The sequence below is a fragment of the Brachybacterium aquaticum genome (assembly GCF_014204755.1).
In the GTDB taxonomy this organism is placed as follows: domain Bacteria; phylum Actinomycetota; class Actinomycetes; order Actinomycetales; family Dermabacteraceae; genus Brachybacterium; species Brachybacterium aquaticum.
This window is the reverse complement of record NZ_JACHLZ010000001.1, coordinates 1567434-1586343: the sequence shown is the minus strand read 5'-3', so window position 1 is coordinate 1586343 and position 18910 is coordinate 1567434. Positions and strand designations below refer to the sequence as shown.

Genomic DNA, 18910 nt, shown 5'->3' with positions numbered 1-18910 from the left:
GAGCGGTAGGAGCTCGCGCAAGAAGTAGAGCGTGACCGTTGCCCCTCGCGCCCCGGAACTCGTCATGGGTTCCGGGGCGCGGCCCGTTCAAGGGAGTGCCGAGGTCCGACCATGCACCCCTGCGCACCGCGTCTGCACCGCGTTGCACATCGGGCGCGAGGGCCGTGAATCCCCGGTGAAGATGTGCACAGATGTGACCATGTCGCGCGTCCGTCCAGGTCACGACGACGTACTCTGGGCAGGTCCCGATCCCGTCCCCGAGGGAGGACCGCGCGTGTCCACCACCGAGCAGCGAGCTGTCGCAGTGTCGCGACCCGCAGCGAGCGTGACCCCGTCCTCGCCCGCCTCCGCACCGGAGGAGCCGGCGATCCCCGAGAGCCCCGAGGCGCTGCGCGCCCTGCCCGCGCATCAGCTGCCCGGGCTCGCCCGCACCCTGCGTCGCCGCCTGGTGGAGATCTGCTCCGAGGCCGGCGGCCACCTGGGCCCGAACCTCGGCGTGGTCGAGCTGACCCTCGCCCTGCACCGCGAGTTCCGCTCCCCGCAGGAGCCGATCGTCTTCGACACCGGCCACCAGGCCTACGTCCACAAGATGCTCACCGGCCGCGCCGATCTCGAGGGTCTGCGCCGGCAGGGCGGCATCTCCGGCTACCCCGACCGCGGCGAGTCTCCCCATGACGTGGTCGAGAACTCCCATGCTTCTGGCTCCATCGCCTGGGCCCACGGCATCGACCGCGCCCACCGCCTCGCCGGCACCGCCGGCGTGGCGGTCGCGGTGATCGGCGACGGCGCCCTCACCGGCGGCGTCGGGCTCGAGGCGCTCAACGAGCTCGCCTCCGACACCGGCTCCCGCACCGTCGTGGTCCTCAACGACAACACCCGTTCCTACGCCCCGACCGTCGGCGGGATCGCCCGCCATCTCGCGGCGCTGCGCGAGGGCCGGCTCCGCGCGGGGGAGGACGTGTTCACGGGGCTGGGCCTGACCTACCTCGGCCCGATCGACGGGCATGACCACGGCGCGCTCGCGTCCGCGATGCACCGCGCCCGCGCCGCCGCCGAGGACCCGGACAGCTCCGGCGTGGTCGTGCACGTGCTGACCCGCAAGGGCGCCGGCTTCGCCCGCGCCGAGGCGGACGCCGTGGATCACTGGCACGCCACCGGGCCGTTCTCCCTGGAGGGGGAGGAGGCCACCAAGCCGGCCGCCCGCACCTGGAGCGCGCGCCTGGGCGAGACGGTGCTCGAGGCAGCCCGCGCCGACGAGCGCGTGGTCGCCGTCAGCGCCGCCATGGTCGACCCCGTGGGCCTGACCCCCCTGCAGCAGGAGATGCCGGGACGGGTGCTGGACGTCGGCATCGCCGAGCAGCTCGCCCTGGACACCGCCGCCGGCCTCGCCGCCGGCGGCCGCAGGCCCCTCGTCGCGCTCTACGCCACGTTCCTGAACCGCGCCCACGACCAGCTGCTGCTGGACCTCGCCCTGCACGGCGAGGACGTGACGATCACTCTGGACCGCGCCGGCGTCACCGGCGATGACGGTCCCAGCCACCACGGCATCTGGGACCTCGCCCTCGCCTCCCAGGTGCCGGGCCTCAGCCTCTGGGCCCCGCGCGACGGCGCACGCCTGGATGCCGCCGTGCCCGCCGCGCTCGCGACCTCCGGCCCCTCGATCGTGCGCTTCCCCAAGGGTGCCTGCCCGTCGGACCTCCCCGCCCTCGCCGCGCTGCCCGCCGGCGACGTGCTTTCGGGCGACGCGGAGGCCGCGGTCGACGTGCTGCTGGTGAGCATCGGCGCCCTCGCCGACCGCGCCGTGACCGCTGCCGAGCAGCTGCGCGCCCAGCACCCGGCGCTGAACGTGCTCGTGCTCGACCCGGTCCAGGCGCTGCCGCTCTCCCCGGCGCTGCTCGAGTTCGCCGCCTCTGCCCGCGCCGTCGTCACGCTCGAGGACGGCCTCGGCGAGCGGGGGATCGGCGCGGCGCTCGCAGCGGCGCTCGGCCGACGGGCCACGCTCTCAGCGCCCGCGCCCGTGGTGCGCACGCTGGGCATCGCGCTGGAGTTCATCCCGCACGCCAAGCGCGATGCGATCCTCACCGCGCAGGGCCTGGACGCCGCAGGGATCGCCGCGACGCTCGAGGAGCTCGTCGGCTGAGAGACCTCGCCGGCCGGCAGACCCGGCCGGTTGACGGACCTCGTCGGTTGACGGACCTCGTCGGTTGACGGACCTCGTCGGTCGGCCGCCCGGGCCCGGCACGGCTTGGCCGGACCAGTGGGTCGCGCTCTGGTCAGCCCAGCGAGCTGCGCGGGGCGGGGTCGTCGGCCCGGGCGGTGAGCACGACCGGTGCGCCGTCGGTGACCTGCAGGGTGTGCTCGGCGTGCGCGCCGCGGGAGCCGTCGGCCGAGAGCTGGGTCCAGCCGTCGCGCTCGTCGACCACGAGGTCCGAGGTGGTCGGCACGAGGAAGGGCTCGACCGTGATCAGCTGCCCCGCCACGAGCTCGGCACCGCCGCCGGGAGTGCCGTGGTTGGGGACGAACGGGGCCTCGTGCATCGTGCGGCCCACGCCGTGCCCGCCGAAGCGGTCGTTGATCGTGTAGCCCAGGGAGTGGGCCTCGTTCATCACGGCGTGGCCGATGTCGCCCACGGTCGCCCCGGCGGTGACCTGGTCGATGCCGGCCCACATCACCTGCTCGGTGTCGCGGATCAGCTGCAGGTCCGCGGCGCGGGGCGTGCCCACGGGGATCGTCAGGCACGAGTCGGCGACCCATCCCTCGAGCGAGACCGCGAAGTCCAGCGAGAGCAGGTCCCCGTCCTCGAGCACCCGGTCGTAGGGGCGGCCGTGCAGCACGCCCTCGTTCAGCGAGGTGCAGATGACGTACCCGAAGGGGGAGGCGCCGAACACGGGGTGGTAGTCGATGTAGCAGCTGGTGGCGCCGGCCTCGCGGATCATGCGGTGGGCCTCGGCGTCCACCTCCAGGAGGTTCCAGCCCACGTCCACGACCTCGCGCAGGTGCGAGAGGACGGAGGCGACGAACTCGCCCGCGGGGCGGGCCTGCGCGGTGGTGGGCAGCTCCTGGGTCGAGCTGCGGCGCCTGCGTCCGAGGATCATCGCTGCTCCTGCCAGGTGACCAGGCGCGCGCCCACCCAGGCGATCGCCGGGGCGAAGAGGGCGGCGCCGATCAGATGGGCGAAGACCATGCCCGCCGGCAGGCCGGTGAAGTACTGGATGTAGCCGACCATGCCCTGGGCGAGGGTGAGGGCGAGCAGCGCCCAGGCGGCGGTGCTCGCCTCGCGCCGGGCGCGCAGGCGGTGCAGCACCACCAGCAGCGCGATCAGCAGGGCGAGGAAGGCGTAGACCGCCATCGCGTGGACGCGGGAGATGACCACCGGATCGAGCATGATGCGGGTGATGTCCCCGGAGTCGCCCGAGTGCGGGCCGGTACCGGTGACGATGGTGCCGAGCACCAGCACCACGAAGCCGACCACCGCGAGCGCGACGTACAGGCCGAGCACCTTCCCGGGCACGGCCAGGCGCACGCGCCCGTCCCCGTCGTAGAGCCGCACCAGCAGCACCGTCGACAGCGCCCCGATCACGGGGGAGATGAGGAAGTGGGGGCTGACCAGGCCCGGGTGGAGGTCGAGCCACACCACGAAGGCGCCGATGAGCGCCTGCAGGGCGGTGCCGATCAGCGGAACCCAGGCGAGCATGCGGAAGCCGCGCCCCTTGTGGGACAGCCACCGGTAGGTCACCACCAGCACGGCGATCGCGAAGATGCTCAGCACACCGGTGAGGGTGCGGTTGCCGAACTCGACGAAGGGGTGGATGCCCGACTCCATCGTCAGCACGGGGGTGAACTGGCCGGGCTCGCAGTTGGGCCAGGTCGAGCAGCCCAGCCCGCTGCCGGTCAGGCGCACCGCGCCGCCGGAGAGGATGATGCCCATCTGGCAGATCAGGTTGCCCCAGAGCGCGATGGCGGCCAGGCGCGCCCGGCGCTGCGGCCCCCACGAGGTCAGGCGGGCATCGGGCAGGGTTGTGATCCGCCCGTGGCGCTCAGGGGTGCGCGCAGCGGGGGCGAGGGCGGGGCTGGACATGCCCAGCAGTCTAGGTTCCGCAGCGGACCGCTGTCTGGACGCCGGGCCCGGATGCGAGGGATCCCGCACCCGTCCGGTCGCTCAGGCGCCCGGCCCGTCGCTCAGACGTCCGTCCAGCGGAACCAGCGGATCACCGCGGCGACCCCGGCGACCGCCCACAGCAGCAGCACGACCACCGAACCGGCGGAGAAGGGGCCGTTCCCGAGGCAGGCGCGCAGCAGCTCCCCGAGCGCCCCGGAGGGCAGCAGGTCCACCAGGCCCCGCAGGAAACGCGGATAGGCGGCGGCGGGGAAGGCGACGCCGCCGGCGGCGACCAGCACCACGAACACCAGGTTCGACACGGCCAGCACGGCCTCGGTGCGCAGGGTCCCGGCGACCAGCAGGCCGAGCGCACCGAAGGCGACGGTCCCGACCAGCCACACCGGCACCGCGGCCAGCAGACCGAGCAGCTCCGGGCGCCACCCCAGCACGAGCGCGAGCAGGCCGAGCACGACCACCTGCAGCACATGCGTGGCGAGCGTGGCGAGGATCTTGCCGGCCAGGTACCCGTCCCGACCCAGCGGCGTGGTCGCCACCCAGCGCAGCACGCCGTTGCGCCGGTCGAAGCCGGTCATGATCGCCTGCGAGGTGAAGGACGTGGAGATCAGGGCGGTGGCGAAGGTCGCGGCAACCGCGGTGTCGATCGCCGGCACGCCCTCGATGCGGCCAAGTGGCAGCAGGCGCAGCCCGATGAGCACCATGGCGGGCATCACGATCGCGACCATGAGCTGCTCGCCGTTGGACAGCAGGATCCGCGCCTCGAGAGCGGCGTGGGCGAGGATGCGTCGCAGCGGCGGGGCGGGGCGCGGGCTCCGGTCCTCGGGGGCCGACGGGGTGGAGCCGCTCGTCGCGGCCCCGTTCGTCGCGGACCCGTTCGCCTCGGCCCCGTTCGCAGGGGCGGTGGTCGGCTCGGTCATCGCGTCTCCTCCGTCGCGGTGGTGTCCGGGCTGCGCCCCGCACGGGCGGTGGCGTCGGCCTCCTCCATGAGGTCCAGCAGCACGCTCTCCAGATCGGCGGCGCCGCCGGCGGTGACCTCGAGGGAGGCGCCGTGGCGGGCCGCCGCGGCGCGCAGGTCGGCCTCGAGCGCAGGGGCGACGGCGGGGTCCACGCCCGTGGCGGTCGCCTGCACGGTGAGACCGCCGTCGCGGGAACGGTGGGCGCTGATGACCTCCTGCACGGAGCCGGAGGCGACGACCTTCCCGCGGGCGATGACGTGGACCGCGTCGGCGAGACCGGTGACGTCGTCCATGAGATGGGTGGTCAGCACCACCGCGGTGCCGGTGCGGGCGAGGCCCCGGATCAGGGTGCGCACGCGCTTGCGGATCGCGGGGTCCATGCCGGCCGTCGGCTCGTCGAGGAACACGAGGTCGGGGCGGCCGATGATCGCAAGCGCCAGGGCCAGGCGCTGGCGCTGGCCGCCGGAGAGCCGGCGCACCAGGGTGCGGCCGAACTCGTCGATGCCGAGGTGCTCGGCGACCTGGTCGACGTCGAGCGGCGCCGCGTGCAGGGTCGCGCCGTAGCGCAGCAGGGACATCGCGGAGGTGCCCGAGACCAGACCGCCGTCCTGGATCATCACCCTCACCCGGGCACGGTGCTCGGGTCCGGCGCGCCAGGGGTCCTCGCCGAGGACCCGCACGGTGCCGCCGTCGGGCCGCAGCAGTCCCGTCGCGCAGGAGATGGAGGTGGTCTTGCCGGCACCGTTGGGGCCCAGGAGCGCCGTGACCCGACCGCGCTCGGCGGTCAGGCTCAGGCCGTCCAGGGCGCGGACGGCGCCGTAGCTGAGGGTGAGCTCGTCAGCGACGAGCGCGGGGGAGAGGTCGTCCATGGCGCGACCATGGTAGGCCTCCCGCCCGCGCTCGCTGTGCTCAGCCCGGGAGCGGTGTGATCAGCTCGCCGGCGGAGCGCCGCTCAGCGCCCGGTGACGTGCAACGGGGTGTGCGCCGGATCGACCACCTCGGCGGCGAGCGGCGCCTCGGGGGCGGCGCCGCCCGGACCCCAGGTGTCGGTCTCGAACCGGTCGCGGTCGTGGGCCTCCATCAGCGGGGACAGGTCCGGGCCCAGCGGCACGACCTGGGTGGGGTTGATGTCCTCGTGTACGTAGTAGTAGTGCCGCTTGATCTGCACGAAGTCGACCGTGTCGCCGAAGCCGGGGGTCTGGAACAGGTCCTTGGTGTAGTTCCACAGGTTCGGCATCGAGGCGAGGGTCTGGCGGTTGGCCTTGAAATGGCCGTGGTAGACGGGGTCGAAGCGGATCAGGGTGGGGAACAGGCGCACGTCCGCCTCGGTGATCGAGGGACCCATGAGGTAGCGGGACGTGCCGAGGCGCTCCTCGAGCTCGTCCAGCGCCTCCCACAGCAGCGCGAACTCGCGCTCGTAGTCCTCCTGGGAGCCGGCGAAGCCGACCTTGTACACCCCGTTGTTGACGCGATGGAGCATCCACTTGTTCAGCGCGTCGATCTCCTCGCGCTGCGCCTCGGGGTATAGGTCCGGGGCGCCCTCGCGGTGGAACTCGGTCCACTCGGTGGCGAAGTCCAGGGTGATGCGCTGGAAGTCGTTGGTCACCACGGCCTTGGAGGGCACGTCCACGACGGCTGGGACGGTGATGCCGCGGGGGTAGTAGGGGAAGCGGGCGAAGTACGCCTGCTGCAGGCGCTCGTAGCCGAGCACCGGGTCGACCCCGCCCTCGTCGAGGTCGAAGGTCCACGAGCGCATGTCGTGGGTGGGACCGGGCATGCCCACGGAGAGCACGTCCTCCAGGCCCAGCAGGCGGCGGGAGATCAGGGTGCGGTTCGCCCAGGGGCAGGCGCGCGCGGCGATGAGCCGGTAACGGCCCGCCTCGACGGGCCAGCCGTCGCGGCCGTCGCGGGTGATCCGGTCGTCGATGTAGTTCATGTCGCGATCGAACGCCTTGCCCTGCGTGACGTAGTAGCCGCGGGTCGAGTTCTCGGCGGTGGTGTCGGCGGTGGTGCTGGTGCCAGTGGTGTCTGCGGTGGTCATGCGGTCTCCTCCTGGGCGGGTCGGGGCTGATGGCGCCAGAGTAGTTGAAAACCGAACTAAATGGAAGTGCAGGGTGACAGGTGGGTCAGGGGGTGCGGGGCCGGGTGGCCCCCGTCGGCCGACGATCGCGCAGGTAAGGGCACCCTTCGTGCTGTGCCGCACACTACCCCGGCCCGTATTTGGAAAGCATTCTGTTGTAAAATCATGGGGGTCGAGGAGGGAGGATGCCACGATGACCGAGCCCGATCTCGAGCAGGACGTCGCGCAGTCCACGCGCGACCGACTCGTCGAGGCGATCTCCGCCCACGGGCCCATCGCGGCCCGTCAGCTGGCCGAGCGATTCGGCCTCACCAGCGCCGCCGTGCGGCGCCATCTCGCGGCCCTCGAGGCCCACGGGGTGATCATCGAGCACGAGGTCCCCGTCGCCCAGCGCGGCCGGGGCCGTCCCAGCAAGACCTTCGTGCTCGCCCCGCCCGTCCATGAGGGGCAGCCCGGCGGCTACGACGAACTCGCCGTGCTGGCCCTGGACGAGCTCGCACGACTCGGGGGCGACCAGGCGGTGGCGTCGCTCGCGGAGCGCCGCATCGCCGACTGGGAGCGCCTGCTCGCCGAGCGGGTCGCCGAGGCGGAGCAGGCGGGGGAGTTCGTCTCCACCGCGCGCCGCCTCGAGCTGCTCTCGCAGCTGCTCTCGGAGCGGGGGTACGCCACCACGGTGCGCCCGCTGCACGTCCCGCTCCCCGTCGGCCGCCGTGGAGGGTCCGCCACCACGCGTACCCTCGTCACGGCACAGCTCTGCCACGGCCGCTGCCCCGTCCTGGACGTGGCGGCGGACCATCCGGAGCTGTGCGAGGCCGAGACCCGCGTCATCTCCCGCATGATCGGGGCTCCCGTCCAGCGCCTGGCCACCCTGGCGCAGGGAGCTCACGCCTGCACGACCCACATTCCGCTCACCGAGGGAAGGACACCATGACGAGCGCACCGGAGAAGCTCACACAGGACGAGATCATCGAGTCCGTGGGCCAGTACGCCTACGGCTGGCACGACGACGACACCATCGGCGCCAGCGCGCGCCGCGGGCTGAGCGAAGAGGTCGTCCGCGACATCTCGGCCAAGAAGGGCGAGCCCGAGTGGATGCTCGAGCGCCGCCTGAAGGCCCTGAAGCTGTTCGACAAGAAGCCCATGCCCACCTGGGGCCCGGACCTGTCCGGCATCGCCTTCGACGACATCAAGTACTTCGTCCGCTCCACCGAGAAGCAGGCCACCTCCTGGGAGGAGCTGCCCGAGGACATCCGCGAGACCTACGACCGGCTCGGCATCCCCGAGGCGGAGAAGCAGCGCCTGGTCGCCGGCGTCGCCGCGCAGTACGAGTCCGAGGTCGTCTACCACCAGATCCGCGAGGACCTGGAGGAGCAGGGCGTCATCTTCCTGGACACCGACACCGCGCTCAAGGAGCACCCGGAGCTGTTCAAGGAGTACTTCGGCACCGTCATCCCCTCGGGTGACAACAAGTTCTCCGCACTGAACACCGCCGTGTGGTCCGGCGGGTCCTTCGTGTACGTCCCCAAGGGCGTGCACGTGGAGATCCCGCTGCAGGCCTACTTCCGCATCAACACGGAGAACATGGGCCAGTTCGAGCGCACGCTGATCATCGCCGACGAGGGCTCGTACGTGCACTACGTCGAGGGCTGCACAGCGCCGATCTACAAGTCCGACTCGCTGCACAGCGCCGTCGTGGAGATCGTCGTGAAGAAGGACGCCCGCGTCCGCTACACGACTATCCAGAACTGGTCGAACAACGTGTACAACCTGGTCACCAAGCGCACCACGGTGGAGCAGGGCGGCACCATGGAGTGGGTCGACGGCAACATCGGCTCCAAGGTCACCATGAAGTACCCCGCCGTCTGGCTGATGGGCGAGCACGCCCGCGGCGAGACGCTGTCCATCGCCTTCGCCGGCGAGGGCCAGCAGCAGGACACCGGCTCGAAGATGGTGCACATGGCGCCGCACACCTCGAGCTCGATCGTCTCCAAGTCGGTCTCCCGCGGCGGCGGCCGGACCTCCTACCGCGGCCTGGTGCAGGTCATGCCCGGCGCCGAGCACTCGGCCTCGACCGTGCTGTGCGACGCGCTGCTGGTGGACACGATCTCCCGCACCGACACCTACCCCTACGTCGACGTGCGCGTCGACGACGTCCAGATGGGCCACGAGGCCACCGTCTCCAAGGTCTCCGAGGAGCAGCTCTTCTACCTGATGAGCCGCGGCCTCGAGGAGACCGAGGCGATGGCGATGATCGTGCGCGGCTTCATCGAGCCCATCGCCCGTGAGCTCCCGATGGAGTACGCCCTGGAGCTGAACCGCCTGATCGAGCTGCAGATGGAAGGAGCAGTCGGCTGATGACGACCACTGATGTGAAGGGTGCCGAGTCCCTCGGGGACCCGACGGCCAATGAGAACGTCGGCCACGCCGCGGGCGCCGCGCCCGTGGCCGCCCAGACCGCCCTGGAGGGCGTCGAGACCGCCGCCGCTCCCGAGCTCGAGGACGAGGCGATCGCCCTGCCGGGCGATGCCCCGTCGGCCCGCGCCGCGCTGAACCGCGGCGCCCGCCTGCGCTCGTTCGAGATCGGCGACCACACGCGCCCCAAGAGCGACATCGAGGAGTGGCGCTTCACCCCGCTGCGCCGCTTCGCGCCGCTGTTCGAGGACGTCGCCACCGACGACCGCGAGGGCGATGCCGCGCTGGACTACGCCGTCACCGTCCCCGAGGGCGCCCCCGAGGCCTCAACCCTCGCGCCCGGTCAGGCGCCCCGCGGCACCACCCTGGTACCCGAGGACCTGCCCGCCGCGATCGCGTCGGCCCGCACCGAGCAGGCGCTGCACCTGGTGGCCGCGAAGAACGCCGCGTACGAGCAGCCGTTCCGCGTGGACGTCACCGGTCGCGGCGCGGACCGCCGCGGCAACGCGCACCTCGTGCTGGAGACCCAGGAGTCCTCGAGCGCGACCTTCGTGCTGAACCACACCGGCTCCGCGCAGTACGCGCAGAACGTCGAGCTCGTGGTCGGCGACAACTCGCAGATGACCGTCATCGCCCTGCAGGACTGGGACGACGACGCGCTGCACATCGCCACCCACCACGCGAAGCTCGGCCGGGACGCGAAGCTCAAGCACATCGTCGTCTCGCTGGGCGGCAGCGCCGTGCGCGTCAGCGCCATCGGCGAGTTCTCCGCCCCCGGCGCCGAGCTCGAGAACCTGGGCCTGTACTTCTCCGACGAGGACCAGTACCTCGAGCACCGGCTCTTCGTGGACCACGCCGCCCCGAACTGCTCCTCGGACGTCGCCTACAAGGGCGCGCTCCAGGGCAGAAAGGCGCGCTCCGTGTGGGTCGGCGACGTGCTGATCCGCAAGGAGGCCGAGGGCACCAACACCTACGAGCTCAACCGCAACCTCGTCCTCACCGAGGGCGCCCGCGCGGACTCCGTGCCGAACCTCGAGATCGAGACCGGCGAGATCGAGGGCGCCGGCCATGCCGCCGCCACCGGTCGCTTCGACGACGAGCAGCTGTTCTACCTGCGCGCCCGGGGCATCCCCGAGGCCGAGGCGCGGCGGCTCGTGGTGCGCGGCTTCTTCGCTGAGCTGATCCAGAAGATCGACGTCCCGGAGATCCGCGAGCACCTCTTCGAGTCCATCGAGAACGAGCTCGCCCGGAGCATGAACTGATGCCGGACGCCTTCGTCCCCGTCGCCGCCCTGGCGGACCTCGACCCCGGCACGGCGCTCGACGTCGTCGCCGGGGGCATCGAGATCGCCCTGGTGCGCGACGCGGACGGCGGCGTCCACGCCCTCGAGGACCTCTGCTCGCACGACGAGATCGCGCTGAGCGACGGCGACGTCGAGGGCTGCACCATCGAATGCTGGAAGCACGGCAGCCAGTTCGACCTGGTCACGGGTCGACCCCTGCAGCTGCCGGCCGTCCGTCCCGTGCGGGTGTTCCCCGTGCGGATCGACGAGGGCAGCGGCGAGATCCTGGTGGATCCGACCGCCGCCCCCGCCACCTGAGTCCCCGGGCACCCGCCCGTCCCACTGCTTCACCGTCACCACCAGCACCCCTGGTCAAGGAGATACCGCACATGTCGATCCTGGAGATCAAGAACCTCCACGCCACCGTCGAGACCCCTGAGGGCACCAAGGAGATCCTCAAGGGTGTCGACCTCACCATCCGCTCCGGCGAGACCCACGCGATCATGGGCCCCAACGGCTCGGGCAAGTCCACCCTCGCCTACGCCATCGCCGGCCACCCCAAGTACGAGATCACCGGCGGCGAGCTGCTGCTGGACGGCGAGGACGTCCTGGAGATGAGCGTGGACGAGCGCGCCCGCGCCGGCCTCTTCCTCGCCATGCAGTACCCGGTCGAGGTCCCGGGCGTGACCGTCTCGAACTTCCTGCGCACCGCCAAGACCGCGGTCGACGGCGAGGCCCCCGCGCTGCGCACCTGGGTCAAGGACGTCAAGGGCGCCATGGACGACCTGAAGATGGATCCCGTCTTCGCCGAGCGCAACGTCAACGAGGGCTTCTCCGGCGGCGAGAAGAAGCGCCACGAGATCCTCCAGATGCAGCTGCTCAAGCCCGGCATCGCCATCCTCGACGAGACCGACTCCGGCCTCGACGTCGACGCGCTGCGCATCGTCTCCGACGGCATCAACCGCGCCAAGGAGAACACCGAGGTGGGCATCATGCTGATCACCCACTACACCCGCATCCTGCAGTACGTGAAGCCGGACTTCGTCCACGTCTTCGTCAACGGCAAGGTCGCGGAGCAGGGCGGCCCCGAGCTGGCCGAGCGCCTCGAGAACGAGGGCTACGACCGCTTCCTGACCGGCGCCCAGGCCTGATGCGCCACGTCGCCGCGGCCCCGTCGCTGGGCCGCGGCGACCCACCCCCAACGATCGGGAGGATGCCATGACCGACCAGACCACCCCCGCCTCGACCGTCGGCGTCGAGGACGTGCTCGAGGCGATGAAGGACGTGATCGACCCCGAGCTCGGGATCAACGTCGTCGACCTCGGCCTCGTCTACGGCGTCACCGTCGAGGACGGCAACGCCGTCATCGACATGACGCTCACCTCTGCGGCCTGCCCGCTCACCGACATGCTCGAGGAGCAGACCTTCGCGGTGCTGGACCCCATCACCGAGTCCCACCGGATCAACTGGGTGTGGATGCCGCCGTGGGGCATGGAGAAGATCACCGATGACGGCCGCGAGCAGCTGCGCGCCATCGGGTTCAACCTCTGAAGCCCTGCTGACGCCCTGAGCTCCGTCGCCGCGGAGGCCCACCCCTGTGCGGGGTGCTCCTGCGCGGGCCCGCGGCGAGTTGTGCGCCCTCAGGGTCGATGTCCCTCGCGACATCGACCCTGAGGGCGCACAACTCTGTCCGGACCCGTCAGCCGACGACGGCGGCGGCGTCGGTGAGCTCGAGCCCGTGCGCCTCGGCGGTGCCGGCGTGGGTCAGCGCGCCCTCGTGGGTGTGCAGGCCCGCGACGAGCGCCGGATCGGCCCGCAGCGCGTCACGCCACCCGGCCCCGGCGAGCTTCAGGATGTAGGGGAGGGTCGCGTTGTTCAGCGCTGCGGTCGCGGTGACCGGCACCGAGCCGGGCATGTTCGCCACACAGTAGTAGACGGTGTCGTGCACCCGGAAGGTGGGGTCGTCGTGCGTGGTGGGGCGGGAGTTCTCGAAGCAGCCGCCCTGGTCGATCGCGACGTCCACCAGCACCGAGCCCGGCTTCATTCGCGCGACCATCTCGTCGGTGACGAGCTTTGGCGCCTTCTTGCCCGGGATCAGCACGGAACCGACCACGACGTCGGCCCGCTCGATCTGCTCGGCGAGGTCGAGGCTGGTCGAGTAGCGGGTGAGGATCCCGCCGTGGTGCATGTTCGCGATCTGCCCGAGCCGCGCGACGTTGAGGTCCATGACGGTGACGTTCGCGTGGAGGCCGTGCGCCATGAGCGCCGCCTGCTCGCCGACCACACCGCCGCCCACGACCAGCACGTTCGCCTCGGAGGTGCCGGGCACGCCGCCCATCAGCACCCCGGAGCCGCCGAGCGGCGACATCAGGTGGTACGCGCCCACCTGCGCGGCGAGGCGGCCGGCGATCGCGCTCATCGGCGCGAGCAGCGGCAGGGAGCGGTCCGGCAGCTGCACGGTCTCGTAGGCGACCGCGGTCGTGCCCGACGCGAGCAGCGCCTCGGTGAGCTCGCGATCCGCGGCCAGGTGCAGGTAGGTGAAGAGGATCTGCCCCGTCCGCAGCCGCCCGTGCTCCTCCGGGAGCGGCTCCTTGACCTTCACGATCATCTCGGCCTGCTCCCAGACCTCGTCGGCCGAGCCGAGGATCCTCGCGCCCGCGGCCTCGTAGTCCGCGTCGGTCACGCGTGAGCCGAGACCGGCACCGGTCTCCACGACGACCTCGTGCCCGCGCACCACCAGCTCGTGGACGCCGGCGGCTCCCAGACCGACCCGGTTCTCGTTGTTCTTGACCTCCCGGGGCACCCCGATGCGCATGTCCAGCCTCTCTACTGTCCCTCGTGGCCGCGGTCACGGCCTCGGCCCCAGGATGACACCTCGGCGGGGCTTCCGCGGCGGATCCGCGCGGGCGGGCCGCGGGGCTCGGCCGACGTGTGGACGCCGGGTCTCGGCCGACGGGGGAGCGGCGAGGGGGCCGGGCTGTGGGACGCGGCACCGTGGGCGGATATCCGAGGGCTGCGACGGCCCGTCGGCCCTAGACTCGATCCGGCCCTTCGCGGCCGTCCCTCGTCGACAAGGAGCCCCATCCCGTGATCACCGTGCACGACCTCGCCATCCGCGTCGGCGCCCGGCTGCTCATGAGCGACGTCTCCTTCCAGGTCACCGACGGGGACCGGGTCGGTCTGGTGGGCCGCAACGGTGCCGGCAAGACGACGCTGACCAAGGTCCTCTCGGGCACCCTGGACCCCACCGAGGGCAGCGTCGAGGTCTCCGGCGAGCTCGGCTACCTCCCGCAGGACACCCACAGCGGCGAGGACACCGAGAGCGTGCTCGCCCGCATCCTCTCCGCCCGCGGGCTCGACGGGATCCTGAAGCGCCTGCGCCGCGCCGAGCAGGAGATGGGCGACATGAACCTCTCCGAGGCCAAGCGCATCAAGGCCATGGACCGCTACCCGCGCCTGGAGGCCGAGCTCGACGCCGCCGGCGGTTACGCGGCCGAGGCCGAGGCCAAGCGGATGGCCGCGAACCTCGGCCTCCCCAACCGCCTCCTCGAGCAGGAGCTCGGCACCCTCTCCGGCGGCCAGCGCCGCCGCGTGGAGCTCGCCCGCATCCTGTTCTCCCAGGCCACGACGATGATCCTGGACGAGCCGACCAACCACCTCGACCACGACTCGATCGTGTGGCTGCGCGAGTACCTCATGACCTACCGCGGCGGCCTGATCGTGATCAGCCACGACGTGGAGCTCGTCGAGCAGGTCGTGAACAAGGTGTTCTACCTCGATGCGAACCGCTCGGTCATCGACATCTACAACATGGGCTGGAAGCAGTACCTGCGCCAGCGCGAGGACGACGAGAAGCGTCGCAAGCGCGAACGTTCCAATGCGGAGAAGAAGGCCACGGCCCTGACCGCCCAGGCCGAGAAGATGCGCGCCAAGGCCACCAAGGCCGTCGCCGCCCAGAACATGCTCAAGCGCGCCGAGCGGATGCTCGACGGCGTGGAGGGGGAGCGGCAGAAGGACCGCGTCGCCTCGCTGCGCTTCCCCAAGCCGGCCCCCTGCGGCAAGACCCCGCTCATGGCCGAGGACCTCTCGAAGTCCTACGGCAGCCTCGAGATCTTCACCGGCGTGGACCTCGCGATCGACCGCGGCTCGCGCGTGGTGATCATCGGCCTGAACGGCGCCGGCAAGACCACCCTGCTGCGCATCCTCGGCGGCGTGGACCAGCCGGACACCGGGCAGATCATCCCTGGTCACGGCCTGCGCATCGGCTACTACGCCCAGGAGCACGAGACCCTCGACCTGGACCGCACGGTCCTGGAGAACATGATGACCGCGGCCTACGAGCTGCCCGAGGTCGAGGCCCGCAAGATCCTGGGCTCCTTCCTGTTCACCGGCGACGACGTCCACAAGCCCGCCCGCGTCCTCTCCGGCGGCGAGAAGACCCGCCTCGCGCTCGCGGCCCTCGTGGTCTCCAGCGCCAACGTGCTGCTGCTGGACGAGCCGACCAACAACCTCGACCCCGCCAGCCGCGAGGAGATCCTCGGCGCGCTCGCGGCCTTCGAGGGCGCGGTCGTGCTGGTCTCCCACGACCCCGGCGCGGTCGCGGCTCTGAGCCCCGAGCGCGTGCTGATGATGCCCGACGCCGTCGAGGACCTCTGGAACGCCGAGTACCAGGAGCTCATCGAGCTCGCCTGAGCCCCGCGGCGGCAGCGCCCGCCGGCCGCCCTCGACACCCCCTGTCGGCGCCCTCGGGCACCCCCGCCGGCCGCCCTCGGGCACCCCCGTCGGCCCCGCTCCGACGGGATTGTCGGCGCGCCCGATTTGCGAGCCTGTGACGTGCGGCATAGTCTCGGGCGTCATCCGGCCCCCTCCGGAGCGCCGGACCTCATCGCAGAGGTCCTCGCGCATCCGTTCCCCGCGCCGGCTCGACGAGGAGGAGCGAAGACCGTGAGCGAATCCGCCCGACCGTCCGCGCTGCGCAGACTGTGCGCAGCCGGCGCCGCCCTCGCGCTGGGGGCGACGCTCTCCGCCTGCGGCTCGGCCGACTCCGGCCCCCCGGAGCTGACCTGGTACATCAACCCCGACAACGGGGGACAGGCGCAGATCGCCCAGCAGTGCACCGAGGAGGCGGACGGCGCGTACACCATCACCACCTCGCTGCTCCCGCGCGACGCCGCCAGCCAGCGCGAGCAGCTGGCCCGCCGCCTGGCCGCCGGCGACCGGTCCATGGACATCATGAGCCTGGACCCGCCCTACATCCCCGAGCTCGCCGAGCCCGGCTTCCTCGCCCCGGTCCCGGAGGACCTCGTCGAGTCCTCCACCCAGGACGTCGTCGAGGGCGCCGTGCAGGGAGCCACCTGGAAGGACGAGCTGGTCGCGGTCCCGTTCTGGGCCAACACCCAGCTGCTGTGGTACCGCGAGTCGGTCGCCGAGGAGGCGGGCCTGGACATGTCCCAGCCCGTCACCTGGGACCAGCTGATCGAGGCCGCGGAGACCACCGACTCCTACCTCGGCATCCAGGGCATCCGCGCTGAGTCCATGACCGTGTGGGTCAACGCCCTCATGGAGTCCCAGGGCCAGGCGATCATCGAGAACCCCGACGCCCCGGCCGACGAGACCCAGCTGGCGCTGGACTCCCCGGCGGGCGACGAGGCCGCGAGGATCATCTCCACCATCGGCTCCGAGGGCCTCGCCGGCCCCGGCGCCACCACCCAGGACGAGAACGTCGCCATGGCCCAGTTCCAGGGCGACCAGGGCTCCTTCATGGTGAACTGGCCGTTCGTCTACACCGCCACCCAGACCTCCGTCGAGCAGGGCAGCGTCGACCAGGAGGTCCTGGACGACATGAAGTGGACGACCTACCCGCAGATTACCGAGGACCAGGAGTCCACACCCCCGCTGGGAGGGATCAACCTCGGCGTCGGCGCGTCGAGCGAGCACCCGGACCTCGCCTACGAGGCGATCCGCTGCATCGCCTCTCCCGAGAAGCAGGCGCAGTACTTCCTCTCGGACGGCAACCCGCCGGCCTCCACCACCGCGTACGACGACCCGGAAGTGCAGGACGCCTACCCCATGGCGCCCGAGATCCGCGAGTCCCTCGAGCGGGCCGCGCCCCGCCCGCAGACCCCGTACTACAACGAGATCTCGCTGGGCATCCAGCAGCACTGGACCCCGATCTCCGACGTCACGGAGTCCACGCCCGCCGAGTCCCAGGAGTTCATCCAGTCCGTGCTCAGAGGGGAGGCCCTGCTGTGAGCGAGACCGCAGCCGCACCGACGAGAGCGGCGGACCCGCCGGTCGAGGAGCGTCGGAAGCCGAAGAAGGCGCCGCTCAGCGACCGCGCCCGGGCGGAGCGCCGCCTCGGGATCATGCTGGCCGCCCCGGCCTTCGTGGTGATGGTCGCCGTGACCGTCTACCCGATCGTCCAGGCGTTCTTCGACTCCCTGTTCTCCTACCGCCTCACCGCCCCCGACGAGCGCGAGTTCGTGGGCCTGGCCAACTACGGCGTGCTCTTCACCGACCCGGTGTTCTGGAAGGACCTGGGCGTCACGGTGCTGATCACCCTGGTCACCGTCGCGGTCGAGCTCGTGCTCGGCTTCGTCCTGGCGCTGGTGATGCACAACGCGATCACGAAGCTGCGCGGCCTGCTGCGCACCGCGATCCTCGTGCCCTACGGCACGATCACCGTGGTCTCCGCCTTCGCGTGGTTCTTCGCCTTCGACATCAACACCGGCTTCGTGAACTCGTGGCTGCCCTTCGTGGAGGACAGCTTCAACTGGTTCGGCTCGGCGGCCCCGGCGCTGACCGTGATCATGCTCAGCGAGATCTGGAAGACCACCCCGTTCATATCCCTGCTGCTGCTGTCCGGCCTCGCACAGGTCCCCGGTGAGCTCACCGAGGCCGCTCGCGTGGACGGCGGGACCCGCTGGGAGATCATGCGCCGCGTGGTCCTGCCGAACATGAAGGCGGCGATCATGGTCGCGGTCCTGTTCCGCGCCCTGGACGCCTTCCGCATCTTCGACAACGTGTTCATCATGACCAACGGCGCCTACGGCACCGAGGTCCTCTCGCTGCTGGCATACCGCACCTCGATCGGCCGGCTCGAGATCGGGATGGGCTCGGCGATCTCCGTGGTGCTGTTCCTGTGCGTGATCGGCATCGCGATCGTCGCGATCAAGGGCTTCAAGGTCGATCTGACCTCGGGGGAGGGACGCTGAGATGAAGGGCATGACCACCAAGCAGAAGGTCGGCTGGATCGCGATCACCGTCGTGGTGCTGGTGTACACGCTGGGGCCGCTGGTCTCCATCCTGATGACCTCGTTCAAGGCCACCGGCGACCTCACCACCGGACGCTTCCTGCCCACGAGCTTCGTGCTGGACAACTACACGCAGATCTTCGCCGGCTCCGCGCGGGACCTGTTCCTGCCGGCGCTGCGCAACTCGATCGGCATCACCCTGATCGCCACCGCCATCGCGGTGGTGCTGGCGACCCTGTGCGCCTACGCCATCGCCCGCCTGGACTTCCCGGGTAAGCGCCTGGTGCTCTTCAGCGCGCTCGGCGTGTCGATGTTCCCGGTGATCTCGATCGTCACGCCGCTGTTCAACCTGTGGCGCACCATCGGCCTGTACGACACCTGGGCCGGCCTGATCATCCCGTACCTCTCACTGACCCTGCCGATCTCGATCTACACCCTCGCCGCGTACTTCCAGCAGATCCCCTGGGATCTCGAGCGCGCGGCCCAGGTCGACGGCGCAACCAGCTTCGAGGCCTTCCGGAAGGTCATCGTCCCGCTCGCGCTGCCCGGCGTGTTCACGACCGCGATCATCGCGTTCTTCATCGCCTGGAACGACTTCGTCTACGGCATCTCGCTGACGTCGACGTCCGCCGCGCGGCCGGTCCCGGCGGCGCTGGCCTTCTTCACCGGCGCCTCGCAGTTCGAGGAGCCCACCGGCGCGATCTCGGCCGCCGCGATCATCGTCACCATCCCCATCATCATCATCGTCGTGCTCTTCCAGCGCCAGATCGTCTCCGGTCTGACGCAGGGCGCGGTCAAGGGCTGACCCCA

At 71.3% G+C, this 18910-nt stretch carries 17 protein-coding genes; 11 read left to right on the top strand and 6 right to left on the bottom strand.

Translation table 11 applies throughout. From position 1 onward, the window contains the following. Positions 1 to 274: 274 nt before the first annotated feature. Positions 275 to 2140 (top strand): 1-deoxy-D-xylulose-5-phosphate synthase, encoded by a 1866-nt coding sequence (locus tag HNR70_RS07100; protein ID WP_312857600.1) that lies wholly within the window; start codon positions 275 to 277, stop codon positions 2138 to 2140. Between the two features lie 133 nt (positions 2141 to 2273). Here HNR70_RS07100 and map read toward each other — a convergent pair whose 3' ends face one another. The 5 genes from map to HNR70_RS07075 form a co-directional block, all read right to left on the bottom strand. After that, the gene (gene map / locus HNR70_RS07095; RefSeq protein WP_184325025.1) at positions 2274 to 3095 is read right to left on the bottom strand and encodes a type I methionyl aminopeptidase; all 822 of its coding nucleotides are present in this window, start codon (positions 3093 to 3095) and stop codon (positions 2274 to 2276) included. Then, the gene (locus tag HNR70_RS07090) at positions 3092 to 4078 is read right to left on the bottom strand and encodes a COX15/CtaA family protein (protein ID WP_184325024.1); all 987 of its coding nucleotides are present in this window, start codon (positions 4076 to 4078) and stop codon (positions 3092 to 3094) included. The genes map and HNR70_RS07090 overlap by 4 nt, the downstream gene beginning before the upstream one ends. Before the next feature lie 101 nt (positions 4079 to 4179). After that, entirely contained in the window at positions 4180 to 5034 is an 855-nt protein-coding gene (locus HNR70_RS07085) for an ABC transporter permease (protein WP_184325023.1), read from the bottom strand. After that, the gene (locus tag HNR70_RS07080; RefSeq protein WP_184325022.1) at positions 5031 to 5942 is read right to left on the bottom strand and encodes an ABC transporter ATP-binding protein; all 912 of its coding nucleotides are present in this window, start codon (positions 5940 to 5942) and stop codon (positions 5031 to 5033) included. Before HNR70_RS07080 ends, HNR70_RS07085 begins: the two co-directional genes overlap by 4 nt. An 83-nt stretch (positions 5943 to 6025) precedes the next feature. Further along, complete coding sequence (locus HNR70_RS07075; protein WP_184325021.1) at positions 6026 to 7114, bottom strand: glutathione S-transferase family protein; 1089 nt, start codon at positions 7112 to 7114, stop codon at positions 6026 to 6028. A 232-nt stretch (positions 7115 to 7346) separates the two neighbouring features. On the opposite strand from HNR70_RS07075, the gene HNR70_RS07070 reads away from it, so the two are divergent. The 6 genes from HNR70_RS07070 (at position 7347) to HNR70_RS07045 (ending at position 12398) form a co-directional block, all read left to right on the top strand. Then, on the top strand, positions 7347 to 8084 hold the full coding sequence (locus HNR70_RS07070) for a helix-turn-helix transcriptional regulator (protein ID WP_184325020.1): 738 nt from the start codon (positions 7347 to 7349) through the stop codon (positions 8082 to 8084). Continuing rightward, entirely contained in the window at positions 8081 to 9508 is a 1428-nt protein-coding gene (gene sufB, locus HNR70_RS07065; RefSeq protein WP_184325019.1) for a Fe-S cluster assembly protein SufB, read from the top strand. Before HNR70_RS07070 ends, sufB begins: the two co-directional genes overlap by 4 nt. After that, entirely contained in the window at positions 9508 to 10827 is a 1320-nt protein-coding gene (gene sufD, locus HNR70_RS07060; RefSeq protein ID WP_184325018.1) for a Fe-S cluster assembly protein SufD, read from the top strand. Before sufB ends, sufD begins: the two co-directional genes overlap by 1 nt. Then, positions 10827 to 11165, top strand: coding sequence for a non-heme iron oxygenase ferredoxin subunit (locus HNR70_RS07055; RefSeq protein ID WP_184325017.1), 339 nt, complete (start codon positions 10827 to 10829; stop codon positions 11163 to 11165). Before sufD ends, HNR70_RS07055 begins: the two co-directional genes overlap by 1 nt. A 71-nt stretch (positions 11166 to 11236) precedes the next feature. After that, on the top strand, positions 11237 to 11998 hold the full coding sequence (gene sufC / locus HNR70_RS07050) for a Fe-S cluster assembly ATPase SufC (RefSeq protein ID WP_184325016.1): 762 nt from the start codon (positions 11237 to 11239) through the stop codon (positions 11996 to 11998). A 67-nt stretch (positions 11999 to 12065) separates the two neighbouring features. Continuing rightward, positions 12066 to 12398 (top strand): metal-sulfur cluster assembly factor, encoded by a 333-nt coding sequence (locus HNR70_RS07045; RefSeq protein WP_184325015.1) that lies wholly within the window; start codon positions 12066 to 12068, stop codon positions 12396 to 12398. 148 nt (positions 12399 to 12546) lie between these two features. On the opposite strand, the gene ald is transcribed toward HNR70_RS07045, so the two are convergent. Further along, the gene (ald, locus tag HNR70_RS07040; RefSeq protein WP_184325014.1) at positions 12547 to 13662 is read right to left on the bottom strand and encodes an alanine dehydrogenase; all 1116 of its coding nucleotides are present in this window, start codon (positions 13660 to 13662) and stop codon (positions 12547 to 12549) included. A 272-nt stretch (positions 13663 to 13934) separates the two neighbouring features. Here ald and HNR70_RS07035 point away from each other — a divergent pair, with 272 nt between their 5' ends. The 4 genes from HNR70_RS07035 (at position 13935) to HNR70_RS07020 (ending at position 18905) form a co-directional block, all read left to right on the top strand. Next, a complete protein-coding gene (locus tag HNR70_RS07035) occupies positions 13935 to 15539 on the top strand; it encodes an ABC-F family ATP-binding cassette domain-containing protein (protein ID WP_184325013.1) in 1605 nt (534 codons plus the stop codon). 252 nt (positions 15540 to 15791) lie between these two features. Next, complete coding sequence (locus HNR70_RS07030; RefSeq protein ID WP_312857599.1) at positions 15792 to 17099, top strand: extracellular solute-binding protein; 1308 nt, start codon at positions 15792 to 15794, stop codon at positions 17097 to 17099. Then, the gene (locus tag HNR70_RS07025; RefSeq protein WP_184325012.1) at positions 17096 to 18061 is read left to right on the top strand and encodes a carbohydrate ABC transporter permease; all 966 of its coding nucleotides are present in this window, start codon (positions 17096 to 17098) and stop codon (positions 18059 to 18061) included. The genes HNR70_RS07030 and HNR70_RS07025 overlap by 4 nt, the downstream gene beginning before the upstream one ends. Before the next feature lie 10 nt (positions 18062 to 18071). Next, complete coding sequence (locus tag HNR70_RS07020) at positions 18072 to 18905, top strand: carbohydrate ABC transporter permease (protein WP_184325011.1); 834 nt, start codon at positions 18072 to 18074, stop codon at positions 18903 to 18905. Positions 18906 to 18910 lie beyond the last annotated feature (5 nt).